This window comes from Streptomyces sp. NPDC005775, assembly GCF_042871565.1.
Lineage (GTDB): Bacteria > Actinomycetota > Actinomycetes > Streptomycetales > Streptomycetaceae > Streptomyces.
On sequence record NZ_JBIAIU010000013.1, the window covers coordinates 163,183 to 180,119 of the forward strand.

At 70.8% G+C, this 16,937-nt stretch carries 16 protein-coding genes; 8 read left to right on the top strand and 8 right to left on the bottom strand.

Annotated elements, in window-relative coordinates:
- Nucleotides 1-37 precede the first annotated feature (37 nt).
- Together ACFYPA_RS27855 and ACFYPA_RS27860 are read left to right on the top strand one after the other, a co-directional pair.
- The gene (locus tag ACFYPA_RS27855; protein WP_389134844.1) at nt 38-2,158 is read left to right on the top strand and encodes a hypothetical protein; all 2,121 of its coding nucleotides are present in this window, start codon (nt 38-40) and stop codon (nt 2,156-2,158) included.
- Entirely contained in the window at nt 2,151-3,716 is a 1,566-nt protein-coding gene (locus ACFYPA_RS27860) for an ABC transporter substrate-binding protein (RefSeq protein WP_389134846.1), read from the top strand. The genes ACFYPA_RS27855 and ACFYPA_RS27860 overlap by 8 nt, the downstream gene beginning before the upstream one ends.
- Before the next feature lie 65 nt (nt 3,717-3,781).
- On the opposite strand, the gene ccsB is transcribed toward ACFYPA_RS27860, so the two are convergent.
- The 7 genes from ccsB to hemL form a co-directional block, all read right to left on the bottom strand.
- Nucleotides 3,782-4,864 carry a c-type cytochrome biogenesis protein CcsB gene (ccsB, locus tag ACFYPA_RS27865; RefSeq protein WP_359085734.1) on the bottom strand — a complete coding sequence of 361 codons (1,083 nt, stop codon included), beginning with the start codon at nt 4,862-4,864 and terminating at the stop codon, nt 3,782-3,784.
- Nucleotides 4,861-6,648 (bottom strand): cytochrome c biogenesis protein ResB, encoded by a 1,788-nt coding sequence (locus ACFYPA_RS27870; RefSeq protein WP_389134849.1) that lies wholly within the window; start codon nt 6,646-6,648, stop codon nt 4,861-4,863. The genes ccsB and ACFYPA_RS27870 overlap by 4 nt, the downstream gene beginning before the upstream one ends.
- A gap of 6 nt (nt 6,649-6,654) precedes the next feature.
- Nucleotides 6,655-7,416, bottom strand: a complete 762-nt coding sequence (locus ACFYPA_RS27875; RefSeq protein WP_359085732.1) for a cytochrome c biogenesis protein CcdA — start codon at nt 7,414-7,416, stop codon at nt 6,655-6,657.
- Nucleotides 7,417-7,420: 4 nt separating this feature from the next.
- Entirely contained in the window at nt 7,421-8,029 is a 609-nt protein-coding gene (locus ACFYPA_RS27880; protein ID WP_359085731.1) for a TlpA disulfide reductase family protein, read from the bottom strand.
- A gap of 67 nt (nt 8,030-8,096) precedes the next feature.
- The gene (locus ACFYPA_RS27885; RefSeq protein WP_359085730.1) at nt 8,097-9,359 is read right to left on the bottom strand and encodes a hypothetical protein; all 1,263 of its coding nucleotides are present in this window, start codon (nt 9,357-9,359) and stop codon (nt 8,097-8,099) included.
- Nucleotides 9,360-9,663: 304 nt separating this feature from the next.
- Nucleotides 9,664-10,365, bottom strand: a complete 702-nt coding sequence (locus ACFYPA_RS27890) for a histidine phosphatase family protein (protein WP_359315402.1) — start codon at nt 10,363-10,365, stop codon at nt 9,664-9,666.
- Nucleotides 10,362-11,687: a glutamate-1-semialdehyde 2,1-aminomutase gene (gene hemL, locus ACFYPA_RS27895; RefSeq protein ID WP_359085728.1), complete on the bottom strand. Its 1,326-nt coding sequence runs from the start codon at nt 11,685-11,687 to the stop codon at nt 10,362-10,364. Before hemL ends, ACFYPA_RS27890 begins: the two co-directional genes overlap by 4 nt.
- Before the next feature lie 279 nt (nt 11,688-11,966).
- Between hemL and ACFYPA_RS27900 the strand changes: the two genes are divergently transcribed.
- Nucleotides 11,967-12,404: a hypothetical protein gene (locus ACFYPA_RS27900; RefSeq protein ID WP_003968390.1), complete on the top strand. Its 438-nt coding sequence runs from the start codon at nt 11,967-11,969 to the stop codon at nt 12,402-12,404.
- Between the two features lie 393 nt (nt 12,405-12,797).
- A complete protein-coding gene (locus ACFYPA_RS27905) occupies nt 12,798-13,109 on the top strand; it encodes a hypothetical protein (protein WP_389134853.1) in 312 nt (103 codons plus the stop codon).
- Here ACFYPA_RS27905 and ACFYPA_RS27910 read toward each other — a convergent pair.
- Nucleotides 13,042-13,614 (bottom strand): TIGR03086 family metal-binding protein, encoded by a 573-nt coding sequence (locus tag ACFYPA_RS27910; protein WP_389134855.1) that lies wholly within the window; start codon nt 13,612-13,614, stop codon nt 13,042-13,044. The genes ACFYPA_RS27905 and ACFYPA_RS27910 overlap by 68 nt on opposite strands.
- Nucleotides 13,615-13,704: 90 nt before the next feature.
- On the opposite strand from ACFYPA_RS27910, the gene ACFYPA_RS27915 reads away from it, so the two are divergent.
- The 4 genes from ACFYPA_RS27915 to ACFYPA_RS27930 all read left to right on the top strand — a co-directional run bounded on the left by ACFYPA_RS27915 (nt 13,705) and on the right by ACFYPA_RS27930 (nt 16,925).
- Complete coding sequence (locus ACFYPA_RS27915) at nt 13,705-14,526, top strand: helix-turn-helix domain-containing protein (protein ID WP_359315412.1); 822 nt, start codon at nt 13,705-13,707, stop codon at nt 14,524-14,526.
- Nucleotides 14,527-14,555: 29 nt separating this feature from the next.
- The gene (locus ACFYPA_RS27920; protein WP_359315414.1) at nt 14,556-15,086 is read left to right on the top strand and encodes a GNAT family N-acetyltransferase; all 531 of its coding nucleotides are present in this window, start codon (nt 14,556-14,558) and stop codon (nt 15,084-15,086) included.
- Nucleotides 15,087-15,286: 200 nt separating this feature from the next.
- Complete coding sequence (locus ACFYPA_RS27925; RefSeq protein ID WP_389134858.1) at nt 15,287-16,126, top strand: NAD(P)H-binding protein; 840 nt, start codon at nt 15,287-15,289, stop codon at nt 16,124-16,126.
- 40 nt (nt 16,127-16,166) lie between these two features.
- Nucleotides 16,167-16,925: a Mut7-C RNAse domain-containing protein gene (locus ACFYPA_RS27930; RefSeq protein ID WP_359085722.1), complete on the top strand. Its 759-nt coding sequence runs from the start codon at nt 16,167-16,169 to the stop codon at nt 16,923-16,925.
- Nucleotides 16,926-16,937 lie beyond the last annotated feature (12 nt).

Genomic DNA, 16,937 nt, shown 5'->3' on the forward strand with positions numbered 1-16,937 from the left:
GTGACAGACCGTCGTGGGCGGCGGCGCTGGGGGTGCTGTGGAGCGAGAGCTGTACGGGCGCGAGGCGATTTTCGGTGACGACGGACTTGCGGCGCGCCTGACCGGGCTCACTCCACACGGCGCCAGGCGAGCCGGTCACGAGCACGGTGACGACCCGCCGGTCGCGGTACTGACCGGTGGCCGCGGCATGGGCAAGACGGCCGTGCTCAAGCAACTGCGCAGCCTGTACCGGGAGATCACCCCGGTCGCGCTGGTGGACTGCGAGGCCGTACGGCCGCCCGCCGACCCCGGGCCCGGCTGGACACCGGTGACGGGGGTGCTGCCGGAGCTCGCCACCCAGCTCACGGCACGGGTGCACGCCGCCCGGCCGGTGCAGTTCCCCCGCCTGAGCCTGGGGCTGGTGGCGGTCGCCTCGGTCTCCTGGCGGCGGGAGGACGAGTCGCGGGCCCAGCGTGACCTGCAGTCGCTCGGGCCGGTGCTCGCGACGCTCGACACCCGGGCCGACACCGCGACCGGCTGGGTCACCAAGGTGCTGACGAAGCTGGCGGCCGGGGCGTTCGACTCGATGGCGCCGATGGCCGGGATGGTGGCCGAGGCGACCGTGGAAACGGTGCTGGAGGAGACGTTCAGCCGGTTCCAGCGGCGCTCGGCGGACTGGTACGGAACGTATCCGCACGCGGGCGGCAACGGCCGCATCGGACTGCGCCAGCTCGCGGTCGACTTCGAACGGGGCGGTGATCTGCGCCGCCGCGCCGAGGACCATCTGGTGCTGGCCCTGGTCACTGACCTGATGCGGGCCTACCGCGGCATGGGGCGCGGCGCCCGGCGGGGCCGACCGGTCCTCCTCCTCGACAACGCGCACACGGTGCTCGGACGGCAGCTCGTCGAACCGCTGCTGCGGCAGCGCGCGGCCGGGGTCCGCGACCAGATCGCGGTGTTCGCGTCCTCGCGCGTCCACGACCACGCGGGGCTGAGCCACGCGGTGCGCCGGCGGCTGCCCGAGGTGGCGCACGCCTCGCACTGGGCGCGGGGCACGGAGGTGACGTCCGGCATCCTGGCCGTCGGCCTCACCCCGCTGGACGCCGGCCATGTGCGCTCCGCGCTCGACCGGCACGACCCGCACGGCCGCACCCCCGCGGGCCTCGCACGCGGGGTGCACCGGCTGACGGGCGGCCGGCCGCTCGGAGTCGCCCTGCTGGCACAGGCGGCGGGCGAGGCGCCCGACCCGGGCGGCCTGGTGCCGGGTGCGCTGCTGGAGCGCACGGTGGAGCTGCGGGAGGACCGGCCGCCGGTCCGGGTGGCCGAGGAGCTGCTGGAGCGGCTGCTGCCCGGTCAGCGCCCGGACGTGCTGAGCGTGCTGGCCGCGGCGCACGGCGAGGACTCGGCGCGGCTGCTGGCGACGACCCGGCTGCGCGGCGAGTCGCTGGACGGCGATGTGGCCCTGCGGGTGCGGGACGCGCTGCGCGCGGAGGACTGGCCGGTGGGGCCGGAGCACTTCGTCGCCGATCCGCTGCTGCGGTCGCTGCTGCTGCACCGGCTGAGGTTCCAGGACGACGATCCGCCGTACTACGCGGTGTGGCGCGCGGTGCACGAGACGCTGCGCTCGGCGTACGCCGCCGGGGGCAGCTGCCCGAGCGAACCGCACCGGCTGCACCAGGAGCTGGTGCTGGGCGCGACGGAGGACTGCGTGACGCATCTACGGGTGCGGTTCGCCCGGCCCGACGTGCTGAGCTGGCTCGACGCGCTGCGGTTCATCGCCTCGGCCCCCTGCCCCCGCCCGCCCGGCAGCACCGGCCCCGACCCGCGGCGGGCCGTCGCGCTGGGCCGGGCGGCCGCCTCCGACGACGAACGGGCCGCACTCGCTGGGCTCGACGAGCGCGGCGCCGAACTCCAGTCGCAGCTGAGGCGGTTGCTCCACGCCGTGTGGCTGCTGTCCGATCCGCTGGCCCTGCCCGACGAAGAGGTGATCGACAAGATGGCGCACGAGCTGCGGCAGTTGTCCGGCAGGCATCCGACGGGTCACGCCGTGCTCTGGGACGCGGCGACGCACTGGCCGCGCGACCTGCGGGACTGGCGGGCGCTGTCCATGCCACCGGGGGCGCCCGTACCCGCCGGGGCCGCGGCGCTCGGCCCGGGGGGCGGTGGCCCGGATGCGTAACCCGTTGCGGTACCGCCTGTGGTGGACGACCCGGCAGAAGATCGTCACGTCGGTCGTGGTGGGCGCCCTGCTGATCACGACCGGCTGGTACGGAGTGGACCGCCTGACCGCACCCGAGGACCGTTCCTGCACGGCGGGGGTCGCCCGTCCGCAGGGCAGCGACGAGTGCGTCGGGGTGTCCGGGAGCGGCTACGACTTCGGGCAGTCACAGCTGACCGCCGTCGCCGCGGCGATCGGCCGGGAGAACAGCTCGCTCAAGGCCGGGAAGTACGCGACGGTGGCGCTGCTGCTCCCGCTCACCTCGACCGACGGGTCGATGCGGACGAAGGTGCTGCACGAGCTCCAGGGCGCGTTCGCCGCACAGTACCGGGCCAACCACCACGCGAACGGGCAGGTCCCGCAGATCCGGGTGGTGCTCGCCAACATCGGGAACAACAGCCTGCTGTGGCGGCCGGTGGTGGACCGGCTGGTGACGATGACGGGGGCACCGGACCGGCTGCGCGCGGTGTCGGGTGTCGCGATCAGCAGTACCCAGGCCAAGGAGGCGGTGAAGGAGCTGACCGGGGCCGGCATCCCCGTCGTGGGCTCCACGATCACCGCCGACGACATCGCCAACGGCCCCTCCGGCGACCCGTTCCCCGGCCTCGCCCGGGTGTCACCGACCAACCGGGACGAGGCCCGCGCCCTCGCCTCGTTCGGCGAGGTCAAGGCGGACAGGGCGCTGCTCGTGCAGGACACCCGCAGTGGCGACCACTACACCGACACCCTGAAGTCGGCGTTCAGCACGCTGCTGAAGGGCTCGAAGTACGAGCCGGAGCTGTTCACCTCGCGGAAGGACCCGTACGACGAGGGCACCACCGCCAACACCTTCGAGCAGATCACCCACCTCATCTGCGACACGGACGCGGAGACGGTGTTCTTCGCGGGGCGTCATGTGCAGCTCCGCCAGTTCGTCAACGCGCTGGGGGCGCGCGGCTGTCAGAGCCGGAGCTTCACGGTGCTCACCGGCGACGAGGGCTCCTACCTGGGCGACGACAAGAAGCTCGACCGCAACGCCCTGCGGCGCAAGGTGACGGTCCGCTACGCCTCCCTGGCGCACCCGGACGCCTGGCCCGCGGTGGCGGCGGGGAAGAAGACGCCGACGGGCGGTTCGGCGGAGGACTACCGGGCGTTCACCGATCTGCTGGCCGAGGTGGGGAAGAAGCCGGTCGGCCCGATCGGGCCGACCGCGCACGACGACCTGACCGACGGGCAGGTGATCATCGCCCATGACGCGATGACGCTCGCGGTGGCGGGCATCCGGCGGGCGACCACGGACGGGAAACAGCTCCCGGGGCTGGAGGACGTGGGCGGCCAGTGGCCCCGCGTGAAGGGGTCGCTGCGGGTGCGGGGGGCCGGCGGCTGGATCTGCCTGGACAACCACGGCAACCCGTACAACAAGGCCGTACCGGTGGTGGAACTGGCACCGGACCCGCCGCATCAGCGGTTCGCGGAGCTGGCGTGGCCGGAGGGGGCGCCGCCGAAGGAGCAGTGTCTGCCCCCGTCGTCCGCACCCTGACGCGCGCTACGAGAACGGCTGCCCGCCCCCGCCGGAGCGGGAACGGGCAGCCGTGGTCCCAGGGCTCAGACGCCGGCGTAGGAGTGCTTGCCGGTGACGAAGATGTTGACGCCGTAGTAGTTGAAGATCCAGCAGCCGAAGGCGATCAGCGCCAGGTAGGCGGCCTTGCGGCCCTTCCAGCCTGCGGTGGCGCGGGCGTGCAGGTAGCAGGCGTACGCGACCCAGGTGATGAAGGACCAGACCTCCTTGGGGTCCCAGCCCCAGTAGCGGCCCCAGGCGTCACCGGCCCAGATCGCGCCCGCGATGATCGTGAACGTCCACAGCGGGAAGACCGCCGCGTTGATCCGGTACGAGAACTTGTCGAGGGTCGACGCGGACGGCATCCGGGAGAGGACGGAATGGGCGAACGTGCCCGGCTCCCCCCCATTGGCGATCTTGCTCTCGTAGCTGTCGCGGAAGAGGTAGATGAGGGTGCCGATGCCCCCGATGAAGAACACCGCGCCGCAGATGATGGCCGTCGAGACGTGGATCCACAGCCAGTACGAGTGCAGGGCGGGCACCAGCTGGTCACTGGAGGTGTAGAGCACCGTGGTCGCGAGCCCGAGGTCCAGCAGGATGGCCGTGATCAGGATCAGGCCCATCCAGCGGACGTTCTTCTTGAGGGCGAGCAGCGCCAGGTACGCGCCGACCGCCACCGTGGAGAAGGTGATGGAGAACTCGTACATGTTGCCCCAGGGGGCACGCTGCACGGACATCGCGCGGGCGACGACCCCGCCGGCCTGGACGAGGAAGGCGAGCACGGTCATGGAGACCGCGATCCGCCCGTAGAGGTCGCCCTTGAACGTGCCGCCCGCGGCGCCGGGACCGTCCGGTACGTCACGCGATCCGGCCGCGGAACGGGTGACGACCTTCGGCCGCTCCAGTACGGCGGTGGTCCCGCCCTTCTGCGCGACCTGGACCTTCACCGTCCCGGCGGTGGACTGTTCGGCGGTCAGCTCGGCGGCGGTGCGGCCGACCTTGCTGCGGGAGCCGAACACCCACTCCGCGATGTGCGCGAAGAAGGCCAGGGTGTAGACGGCCATCGACGAATAGATCAGCACATTGCTGGTGTGTGCCAGGTTCTCGTTGGTTGCGGCGGCGAGATTCACTTCTCAGCCCCTTCGGAAGGCTCTGCGGAGGACGCGGCGACGGCGGGGGTGCCGGAATCCGGATCGGTGTCGGGGTCGGTGTCTGGGCCGGGCGCCGTGGGCGCCTCGGCGTTGAGCGTGACCGCGAGATCGGCCAGCTCCTCGGGAAGCTTCGCGGACTCGCTGCGGCCGAGCCCCGCCATTTCGACGACCGTGACGCCGTCGGCGCCGCGCACGGCACGGATCCAGACCCGGCGCCGCTGGATGAACAGCGAGCCGGCCAGTCCGGCGATCGCGCCGATGGCTCCGGTGAGCGCCCAGCCGCTGGCGGGCTGCTCCGAGATCTGGAAGCTCGCCCACTCCTGGAGGCCCTCGAAGGTGATGGAGCCGGCGCCGCCGGGCAGCGTCATCGTCTCGCCCTTGAGCAGCCGCTCCTTGAGCTGCTTGCCGTCGGCGTCCTTGAACTCGGTCATCTTGGACTTGTCGAGCTGGTACACGTTCTGCGCCAGTCCGGAGTCCACGCCGAGCGAGCCGTGGTAGCCGTTGAGCGCGAGGACCGGCATGTCGGCGGCCGGGAACTGCGACCACATCGTGCCCTTGCCCTCGCCGGCGAAGGTCGGCACGAAGAAGGCCTGGAAACCCAGCTGGTCCTTCTTGCCGTTCTTGTCGCGGTAGCCGTCCATCACCTTGATCGCGCCGGACGAGGTGACGTTGTTGTCGAGGGGCAGCAGCGGCACGGCGGCCTTGTAGACCTCCTTGCCCCTGCCGTCCTTGACGGAGATGACGGGCGCGTAGCCGTGGGCGTTGAGATAGACCTTCGTCCCGTCGACGACGAGGGGTTCGTTGACCTTGATGACCTTCTTCTTCGGCTTGCCGTAGGCGCCGTCGGAGTACGTCACCCGGGCCTCGTACGTCCGGGGCGTGCCGATCTGCGGGCCGCTGCGCTCGTACGTACCGATGAAGTCGTCGAGGGTGAAGCTGAAGGGGGCCAGCGAGTCGTCGTCGAAGAGCGAGCCGGACTTGAAGTTGTCGTACTGGGTGATCGTGTTGGAGAACCCGTCGCCCTCGACGATCAGCTTGGCACCCTCGGACTTGAAGAGCTGTCCCCAGCCGAACGCCACCAGCATCACGATGAGCGCGATGTGGAACATCAGGTTCCCGGCCTCGCGCAGGTAGCCCTTCTCGGCCGCGACGGCGTCCCCGGCCGCGTGAGCCCGGTAGCGGCGCCCGCGCATCATCCTGAGCGCGGCCTCGCGGACCTGCTCGGGCTCGGCGTCGGTGCGCCAGGTGGTGTACGCGGGCAGCCGGGTCAGGCGCCTGGGGGCGCCCGGCGGGCGGCTGCGCAGCTGGCCGATGAACGTGCCGGTGCGCGGCACGATGCAGCCGATGAGCGAGACGAACAGCAGGATGTAGATCGCGGAGAACCACACGGAGCTGTAGACGTCGAAGAACTGGAGCTTCTCGTAGATCGGCGTGACGGTGGTGTGGAGCCCCTTGAAGGTCTGCACCTTGAGTTCGTCGACGCTGTTCTGCGGAATCAGCGAGCCGGGGATGGCGCCGAGCGACAGCAGGAAGAGCAGGATCAGCGCGACCCGCATGGAGGTCAGCTGACGCCAGAACCAGCGTGCCCAGCCGATGACGCCCATGGCGGGAAGGTTCGCCAGGGCCTCCTCGCGCGGAGCGGTGGAGAGCTGGGAGCCCGCGGCGCCGAGCTCCCGGGCGGTCTCCCGGTCCTGCTCCGCGCGCACCTCCCGCTCATCGGGGCGCTCGCGCTCCTGAGGAGGGTTGGACTTGGTGTTGCTCATCGGTACTCAGATCCCCACCGTGAAGCCGGCAGACCAGCCCTGCAGTTCTTGCATCATGCTGCCCCACGCGCCGGTCAGCAGGAGCAGCCCGGTCACGATCATCATGCCGCCGCCGATGCGCATGACCCAGGCGTAGTGGCGCTTGACCCAGCCGAACGCGCCGAGCGCCTTGCGGAAGGCGACGGCGGCGAGCACGAACGGGATGCCCAGGCCGAGGCAGTAGGCGACGGTCAGTATGGCCCCGCGTCCGGCGGTGCCCTGGTCCATCGCCAGGATGCTCACCGAGCTGAGCGTCGGGCCGAGGCACGGCGTCCAGCCGATCCCGAAGAGCGCTCCGAGCAGCGGGGCACCCACCAGGCCGGTCACCGGCTTCTTGTGGATGCGGAACTCCCGCTGGGTCATCCACGGCATCAGGCCCATGAAGAAGACCCCCATGAGGATCATCAGCACACCGAGGACCTTGGTGAGCGGTCCGCTGTTCGCCTGGAGCGTGTCGCCGAAGTAGCCGAAGAGCGCGCCCCCGGAGACGAACACGGCGGTGAAGCCGACCACGAAGAGGGAGGCGCCCGCGACCATGCGCCCGCGTCTGGCATCGGCCAGATCGGCGCCGCTGACCCCGGTGACGTAACTGAGGTAGCCGGGGACGAGGGGCAGGACGCACGGGGAGAAGAAGGAGACGAGTCCGCCGAGCAGGGCGATGGGCAGGGCGACCAGGAGGGCCCCGCTCAGGACGGTCTCGTTCTGGGTGGCGGCGGCGAGGGTGATCACCTGATCACTTCTCCGCGATCAGGGGGTCGAGCATCTCGCGCAGCTTGCTGTCGTCGAGCGGGCCCACGTAACGGGCGGCCAGCTTCCCCTCGCGGTCGATGACGACGGTCGACGGGATGGACTGCAGCTTGAACGTGCCCTTGGGGAAGCGCAGCAGGAGCTTTCCGGTCGGGTCGTAGAAGCTGGGGTAGGTGACGTCGAAGTCCTTCTCGAAGCTGATCGCCTGAGCCCGCTCCGGGTCGCGGGTGTTGACGCCGACGAACTGGACGCCCTGGTCCTCGGTGGCCTTGGCCACCTTGGTGAAGTACTTGGCTTCCAGTCTGCAGGGGGCGCACCACGAGCCCCAGGCGTTGAGGACGACGACCTTGCCCTTGTAGTCGGCGAGGTCGATCTGCTTGCCGTCCAGGCCTTCGCCGTCGAGCTTCGGAGCATCGGCGCGCTCGCCCTTGGCCGCGGTGGCGATCCCGCTGTTGCCCGTGACGAAGTTGGTGTCGCCGCCGCCACCGGTCGTGTTGCCCGACTCGCAGGCGGTCAGCGTCAGTGCGAGCGCGACGGCCGCCGCGGGGGCGGCGAGCAGGGTGAAGCGGCGTCGGGATGCGCGGCCATAGCTCATGTGAAAAGTTTCGCATGGCGGTTTCGGGGATCTTGGGCACCCCCCTCGGTGCCCGTAAAGCCCGTTGTCAGGCTTGTTTAAAGAACGTGTTCCAGCCGCCCTCGGGGGCCTCTCCGACCTCCAGCGTACGAAGCTTCGCCAGCACCGCCGGGTCCTGGACGTCGAGCCAGTCGACGAACTGCCGGAAGGAGACGAGGCGCACATCCGGCTTCCCCGCGATGTGCTTGAGCGCGTCCTCGACCGCATCCATATAGATGCCGCCGTTCCACTCCTCGAAGTGGTTTCCGATGTAGAACGGCGCACGGTTGGACTCGTACGCGCGCTGGAAACCGCTGATGTACGACTCGGTGGCCTGCTCGCGCCAGCCCGGATACCGGGAAGGCATTCCCTTGGTCGAATTCTTCGACTGGTTGGCCAGGATGTTGTAGTCCATGGAGAGGACCTCGAAGCTGTGCCCGGGGAACGGGATCCCCTGGAGCGGCAGGTCCCACACGTTCATGCGCTTGCTGGGCCACACCTGGGTGCCACCGGGCGAACTGGCGTCGTAGCGCCAGCCCAGCTTCTTCGCGGTGGGCAGCAGATCGTCCTGCCCGAGCAGACAGGGGGTGCGGCCGCCGACGAGTTCCTTGCGGTAATCGAAAGGCAGCGGATCGAGGTCGGTCCAGCCGGTGTTGGTGCGCCATTCCGTGACGAAGGAGATCGACTGATCGATTTCGCTCTGCCACTCGGAGGGCGACCAGTTGCCCACGGATCCGGACCCGGCACAGAAATGCCCGTTGAAGTGCGTGCCGATCTCATGGCCGTCGAGCCAGGCCTGGCGCACGTTCTTGAGCGTTTCCTTGATGTGGCCGTCGGTGAGATAGCCGATGTCGGAGGCGCCGATGGGGTTGCCCGGCGGGCGGTAGAGGGTTTTCTTCGATTCGGGAAGCAGATAGAGCCCGGAGAGGAAGAAGGTCATCGCCGCGTCGTGTTCCTTGGCGAGTTCCAGGAAACGCGGGAACAGTCCGTTGCCGACCTCGCCGGCGCCGTCCCAGGAAAAGATCACGAACTGCGGGGGCGTCTGGCCGGGTTCGAGCGGCACGGGCGCGGACGGCTGGTGCGGCTGCTTGCCGGTGTCGGCGGTGGAACCGTCTCCGATGGCGCGGACGTCCTTCTTCGCGGGCCCGTTGCCCTTGACCGCGCCGTCGGCACCCTTCTCGCCCTTGGCCCCCTTGTCCGGCCCGGCGGTCCGACCCGTATCGGAGCCGGAGGAACTGCAGCCCGCCACCCCGATGGCGGCCGCCGCCCCAAGTCCGGCTCCCAGCAAACCCCTTCGGCTGATGTCGCGCATACCGTTCCCATCTGCGGTCGTTTTGCCTCAAGTCCATACAAACTGGCAAAGGCTTAGATGGGTGAAGCAACACGGGGGTTCCCCGAATTAGCACACAATTCTTTACGGAACCAGACCCCAGCCATGACCGAACGCAAGATCGATCCCGGAGCTCCCGAAAAAAGGCAGGCCAAAACCCCGGACGGCATGATTCCGCCCGGTTGGCCCACGCTTGAGGACAAAACGACCACCGGGCCGCATCCGGGCCCCACCCCGGCGCACCCGGGGCGGGCCCGAACCGGGAGACCCCCGGCCCGAGGGCCGGCTACGCGCCGAACCCCTTCGACGCCCCCTTCACCGGCTTGGCCCCCGCCAGCAGATGCGCCGGCACCAGGTCCCGCGCCGGCTCCGAATACCCGACCGACACGATCTTGTCGCCCTGGTACGTGAAGCTGGTCAGCGAGGCGAGCGTGCACTGGCGCTTGCGCGGGTCGTGCCACAGCCGCCGCCGCTCCACGAAGCTGCGGACGATCCAGATCGGCAGCTGGTGGCTGACGCACACCGCCTCGTGCCCCCGCGCCGCGTCACGCGCCGCGTCCAGCGCGCCCATCATCCGTACGACCTGCTCGACGTACGGCTCACCCCACGACGGCCGGAACGGGTTCGTCAGGTGCTTCCAGTTGTCCGGCTTGCGCAGCGCCCCGTCGCCCACGCCGAAGGTCTTGCCCTCGAAGACGTTGGCGGCCTCGATCAGCCGCTCGTCGGTGGCCAGGTCCAGGCCGTGCGTCTTGGCGATCGGCGTCGCCGTCTCCTGGGCCCGCTCCAGCGGGGAGGCGACGACATGCGTGATGTCGCGCTTGTCCAGGTGCTCGGCGACCCGGTCGGCCATCTGCCGGCCGAGTTCCGAGAGGTGGTAGCCGGACCGGCGCCCGTACAGCACGCCCTCCGGGTTGTGCACCTCTCCGTGGCGCATCAGGTGGACGACGGTGATGTCCTCGCGTCCGGTGTTGCTGCTGGTCTCGCTCATGCGGTGGCCTCCGATGCGGCGCGGGCTGCGGCGGGCAGCGCGGCGGCGATGCGCTCGACGGCCCGGCTGTCGTGGGCGGTGGAGACGAACCACGACTCGAACGCGGACGGCGGGAGGTAGACACCCTGCGCCAGCATCGAGTGGAAGAACGCGGTGAAGCGGAAAGCTTCCTGCTGCTTCGCGTCGTCGTAGTCGCGCACCGGTCCGTCCGTGAAGAAGACGGAGAACATGTTGCTCGCCGCCTGCACGGTGTGCGCGACGCCCTCCTTGTCCAGGGCCTGGCTCACCAGCCCGCGGATCTCCGCGGACACCGCGTCGACCTTCGCGTACGCGGCGTCGTCCAGCAGGCGCAACTGGGCGAGACCGGCGGCGGTGGCGACCGGGTTACCGGAGAGGGTGCCCGCCTGGTAGACGGGGCCGACGGGCGCCAGGTGCGCCATCACGTCGGCACGGCCGCCGAACGCCGCGGCCGGGAAGCCGCCGCCCATGACCTTGCCGAAGGTCATCAGGTCCGGCCGCACCCCGTCGATGCCGAACCAGCCGGCCTTCGACGTACGGAACCCGGTCATGACCTCGTCGGAGATGTACAGCGCCCCGTCGGCGGCGCAGATCTCCTTGAGCCCGGCGTTGAAACCGTCCAGCGGCGGTACGACGCCCATGTTGCCCGGCGACGCCTCGGTGATCACACAGGCGATCTCACCGGGCTGCGCGGCGAAGGCGGCCCGCACGGCCTCCAGGTCGTTGTACGGCAGCACGATCGTGTCGCCGGCCTGGGCGCCGGTGACTCCCGGCGTGTCCGGCAGGCCGAAGGTCGCCAGGCCGGACCCGGCGGCGACGAGCAGCGCGTCGACGTGACCGTGGTAGCAGCCGGCGAACTTCACGATCTTCGTCCGGCCGGTGAAGCCGCGGGCGAGACGGATCGCGGACATGGTCGCCTCGGTGCCGGACGACACGAGCCGCACCTGCTCCACGGGCTCGACCCGGGCCACGATCTCCTCGGCGAGCGCCACCTCGCCCTCGCCGGGCGTACCGAAGGAGGTGCCGCGGGCGACGGCCTCCTGCACGGCGGCGATGACGTCGGGGTGGGAATGGCCGAGAATCATCGGTCCCCACGAGCACACGAGGTCGACATACTCACGACCGTCGGCATCGGTGAGGTACGGACCGGCACCGGAGACCATGAAGCGGGGCGTACCGCCCACGGCCCGGAAGGCGCGGACCGGAGAGTTCACGCCACCGGGCGTCACGAGGGACGCGCGGTCGAAAAGCGTCTGCGAAACTGGGGCGTCGGGGGCGTCATAGGGAAAGCTCACACATGCCATGGTGTCAGAGCCGCGGACGGTCTTGCGGACAGGTGTTTCACCGCACGTTCGCGGGGGAGGTCACTGACACGATGATCGGGTTGCGCGGCGGGGGCTGTGTCTCCTAGTTAGTAGTCGGGTGGATGAAATATGCATCGCGGTGGCGGAGTGGGCGAAGGGACCGACGACCTGGGGCCCGAGCCTGCCCGGCGGGGTCGGCACCGGCGCGAGGCTGAGCGCAAGCAGGGCATACAGGCCGGCGGTGCGCAGGTCGGAGCCGGAAGCAGGAGCAGTGGCGGGATGGGGGTGACCTACAAGTACTTCGGTGCTCCCGACGGGGCCACTGCCGCACGCGTGCCCATTTCCATGCGCCCCGAGGAGCTCGGCGGCGACGAGCTGGGCATGGGCGGCATGTTCACCAAGATCAAGCCGGAGACCGTGGCCGCCATGGTCCTCACCGGCATACAGGGCATACCCCTGCACAAGGTCCCGCCGCTGGAGCTGGTCGTCCTGCACCCCGACTACGCGGTGGTCAAGCTCCCCATGACGGTCGTGGACCCGCTGCGCGGCGTGGGCGAGGAGTCCGTGGGTGCCGCGGCCTTCATCTGGTCGACGGTTCCGGACCGCGGCGGGCCGCGTGACGCGTTCAACGTCTACCAGCTGCTGCACGAGTGGCAGGACTTCAGCCATCGTCTGCACGACGCGGGGCATCAGGCGTACTGCCTGGTGTGGCCCTGACCTGTCCCTCCCGCGCTCCGAGCGCCGCGACGACGACCCGAGCCTGATCGACTGCTCGGTCCGGGAGTCGGTCCAAGCGCTGCGGAACTGCACGTAACCGCGTCGCCCTGATCCGTGAAGCCGGCGAAGGGTCCGAGGCGTGCACCTTCGGCTCCCCGCACCCGCCGCCGACGACGACCGGCTCCCCCGTGGAACACACTCCCGCCGAACACACACCCCGCTGGGCGGACCACCGCCGAACACACGGCCCAACAGGTGCCGCCCCGGCGCCCACCTGCACGAAGAGCATCCCTCAACCAGCCTTATCCGGCCATTCATTGGCCGAAGAACGATCTTCAGTCGACCTGCCGAACCTGCCGATGCAGGAGGCATCGGAACTGAAGGAGGCCTGCCGTGGGTGACGCGCTGTCGGCTCTGTCCATCCCCGTGCTGGTCTTCGCCTCCGGCCTCTACGCAGCAGGTGAGACATGGTGGCGCCGCAGGCAACCGGCGCCCCCGTCCCCGTACACCCACCAGGCGGCCCGGCTCGCCGAGCGCGCGATGCTCGTGGACGCGGAACGCATCGTGGACGACGCCTACGAAACCCTCGGCACGCTCTACGGCAGCCCCACCGGCACATGTGTTCCGGCCACCGATGTCAGCCCCGGGGCGGCTGCCAGTCAGGATCACGACCGGTCAGCGCCAGCACCCGCGCGAAGGGGCTAGCCCCCTCCGGTACGGGGAACGGCTCGCCGAACATCCTCCCCTCCCGCGCCTTCGGAGCCATCCCCTCCAGAGCGGGCCCGATCTCCTCCACCACATCCGCGTCCGGCACGAACTCCTGTCCGGTGGCCCGCGCCAGGTCCCACGCGTGCACCGTCAGATCGCCGAGCACCATGTGCCCGACCGTCCGGGCGGGGAACCCCATCGAGCCCGCGGTCCCCTCCTCCGCGCCCGGCGCCGCCCACGCCTCGACCAGCGCGGCCGTCTCCTCGCCGAACCGCTTCCGCCAGTCGCCGGTGACCACGTCCGGCGCCTCGCCGAATTCCACGTCCTGCCGGGCCGCGAGCGCGGTGAAGTTGACGACCACCTGCGAGAGGTGGCTGAACAGGGCACGGACGTCGTACTCCGCGCACGGTGTGGGGCCGGCCAGCCGGCTGTCGTCGATCCCACGCACCACGGGCAGCGCGCTGCCGGCTGCCGCATCCAGCAATTCACTGATCTTCTTCATGCTTCGACCATGCATCCGGCGACGCCCCGGGTCTTGAAGAAACGCGCCATCAGGGGCGCGGAAAGCGCCCGCGTCATAGGATCGGCAGCCATGCCCGGCTCCCGAGGTCCCCGACGCGACACCCGGGGCATCGTCGACGCCCCCGAGCTGTTCACGCACGTACGCTTCCGGCGCCGCGAGCCCGCCCCCGCGCTGCGTCCGTACCTGGAGCACTACTGGCTGATCGACTGGGACCTGCGCGAGCCCTACGCCTCCCACCTGGTCCCGCACCCCAGCGTCAACCTGGTCTTCGAGCGGTACGCGGGCTGCGGCGACGAGGAAGCCGGGTTCGTGGAGGTCTCGGGCATCGGCCTGAAGCTCTTCACGCAGAAGCTGGAGGGGCGGGGCCGGGTCTGCGGCGTGCAGTTCAGGCCGGGCGGCTTCCGGCCGTTCGCACCGGACCACCCCGTGTCCGAGTGGACGGGCCGCCGGGTTCCGGCCGCCGAGGTGTTCGCACCGCCCGCGCCGCCGTCGGCCGTACTGGACCCCGCCCAGGAGGACGCGCGGGTCGCGGCGCTCGACGCGTACCTGCTGGCGCTCGGCCCGCGACCCGATCCGCAGGCCGACCGGGCGATGGCCCTGGTCGACCTGGTCCGCACCGACCGCACGGTCCGGCGCGTCGGTGACCTGGCCCGCGCCGAAGGGCTGTCGGTGCGGTCGCTGCAACGGCTCTTCGCCACGTACGTGGGTGTCGGCCCCAAGTGGGTCATCCTGCGCTACCGCATCCACGAGGCACTGGAACGCGCCGAATCGGAACCGGCGGTGGACTGGGCGGGACTCGCCGCCGATCTCGGTTACAGCGACCAGGCACACCTGGTCAGAGACTTCACGGCGACGGTCGGCGTCCCGCCGACCGTGCTCGGTACCCGCTGACTGTCAGTGGCCCGTCCTACAGTTCTGGCATGGAGCGCACCACAGCATCATCCGTACGGATCGAGCCCTGGTCGGACAGCGACCTGGAGCTGCTCCGCCGTGCCAACGCACCGGAGCTGATGGACCACTTGGGCGGCCCCGAGTCGGAGGAGCAGCTCATAGGGCGCCACGGCCGTTATGTGGCGCTGAGCGCGGACCGGGAGGGCCGGGGCAGGATGTTCCGCGTCGCCCTGCCCGGCGAGGCCGACGCCGTGGGCACCATCGGCTTCTGGGAGCGCACCTGGCAGGGCAGCGAGGTGTACGAGACGGGGTGGGCCGTCCTCGCGGAGTTCCAGGGCCGGGGCATCGCGTCGGCCGCGACGGCGGCCGTGGCCGAGCAGGCGCGCGCCGAGCACAAGCACCGCTATCTGCACGCCTACCCGTCCGTGGACAACGGCGCGTCGAACGGGGTGTGCCGCAAGGCGGGCTTCGTCCTGATCGGCGCGTGCGAGATCGAGTACCCGCCGGGGCACCCACTGCTGACCAACGACTGGCGGCTGGACCTCCACCCGGACCGCTGAGCGGGCGGAGGGCCGGGGCACCCGCAGGCACACGGACGTGGAAAGCATTTGACGGGCCGGTCGGCCTGCTGGATATTTATCTGCGTGGCGCAGCTTATGCGTTTCGCAGCCAACCACGACGATCATCGGGTCCGGAGCCTCCGGACGACCCACGCACCGAGCTCACCACACTCACCACACTCACCGAGGAGACCCTCTCCATGCTCACCCTCGTCACCGGCAGCCGCGGCCGCGTAGGTTCCGCGCTCGTCTCGCTCCTCCACCGCGACGGCCACGCCGTACGTGCCGCCTCCCGCAACCCCGGCGCGCTCTCCCTCCCGACCGGCGTCCCGTCCCTCGCCTGCGATCTCGGCGACCCCAGCACCTTCGCGGCCGCCCTGGACGGCGTCGACTCCGTCTTCCTCTACGCCGAGCCGTCCCACATCACCGAGTTCCTCGCCGCCGCGCAGGCCGCCGGAGTCACGCACATCGTCCTGCTCTCCTCCAGCTCCGTCCTCGCTCCGGACGCCGCGTCCAACGCCATCGCCGCCTCCCACCACGCGGTGGAGCAGGCCCTGACCGAGTCCTCCCTCACCACGACCCTGCTGCGCCCCGGCGCCTTCGCGGGCAACGCCTACCAGTGGTCGGAGGCCTTCCGGTCCGGCCGCCCCGTCGACCTCCCCTACCCGCACAGCGGGACCAGCCCCATCGACGAGGCCGACATCGCCGAGGCCGCGCTCGCCGTCCTCACCGACGCGAGCCTGCAGGGCTCGGCGTACCACCTGACCGGCCCCGCGTCCCTCACCGTCGGCGAACAGGTCGAGCTCCTGGCCGCGGCATCGGGCAGCCACGTCACCGTCGAAGCCGTGAGCCGGGCCGCCTGGAAGCAGGCCGTGTCCCCCTTCGTACCGGAAGCGATCGCCGAGGCACTGCTCGACTACCAGGCCACCACGGACGGCACGCCCGCGGACGTCACCGACGACATCCGGAGGCTGACCGGCCGCCCGGCCCGTACGTTCGCGGACTGGGCAGCCACGCACGCCGCGGCGTTCCGCGCCTGACGCCGGGCCGGCCCCGTCGCCCCGATGGCATCCTGACCCGGTGAACGGACCCGAGATCCACCTCGAAGTCGCCCCCGAGCTGCGCCTCTTCGTCGCGCACGAACGCCGCCGCGGCCGGACGGCCGTGACCACCGACGGCTCCTCCACCCTCGGTCACGTCGTGGAATCGCTCGGCATCCCGCTCACCGAGGCAGGGCAGCTCCTCGTCGACGGACGCCCCGTGCCCGTATCGCACCTTCCCGCGGCGGGCGAAGTGGTCGAGGTCCGGCCCGTTCAGCGCCCGCAGCACGTACCGGGCGCACCCCTGCGCTTCCTGCTCGACGTCCACCTCGGCACGCTCGCGCGGCGGCTGCGCCTGCTCGGGGTCGACGCGGCGTACGAGAGCGAGGACATCGGCGACCCCGCGCTGGCCACCCGCTCGGCGCAGGAGCGGCGGGTCCTGCTCTCCCGGGACCGGGGGCTGCTGCACCGGCGTGAGATCTGGGCGGGCGCCTACGTCTACAGCGACCGCCCCGAGGCGCAACTGCGGGACGTCCTGGAGCGGTTCGCACCGGCCCTCGCCCCCTGGACCCGGTGCACGGCCTGCAACGGCCCCCTGGCGGCGGCCGACAAGGACTCCGTCAGCGCGCACCTGGAACACGGCACCCAGCGGTCGTACGACGTCTTCGCCCAGTGCACCGAGTGCGACCGGGTGTACTGGCGCGGCGCCCACCACGCCCGCCTGGAGGCCATCGTCACCGAGGCCGTCCGCGACTTCGGTGACGCCCTGGCCGGACCGGGCCCGTCGGGCGGCAGCTGAGCGGCGGCACAC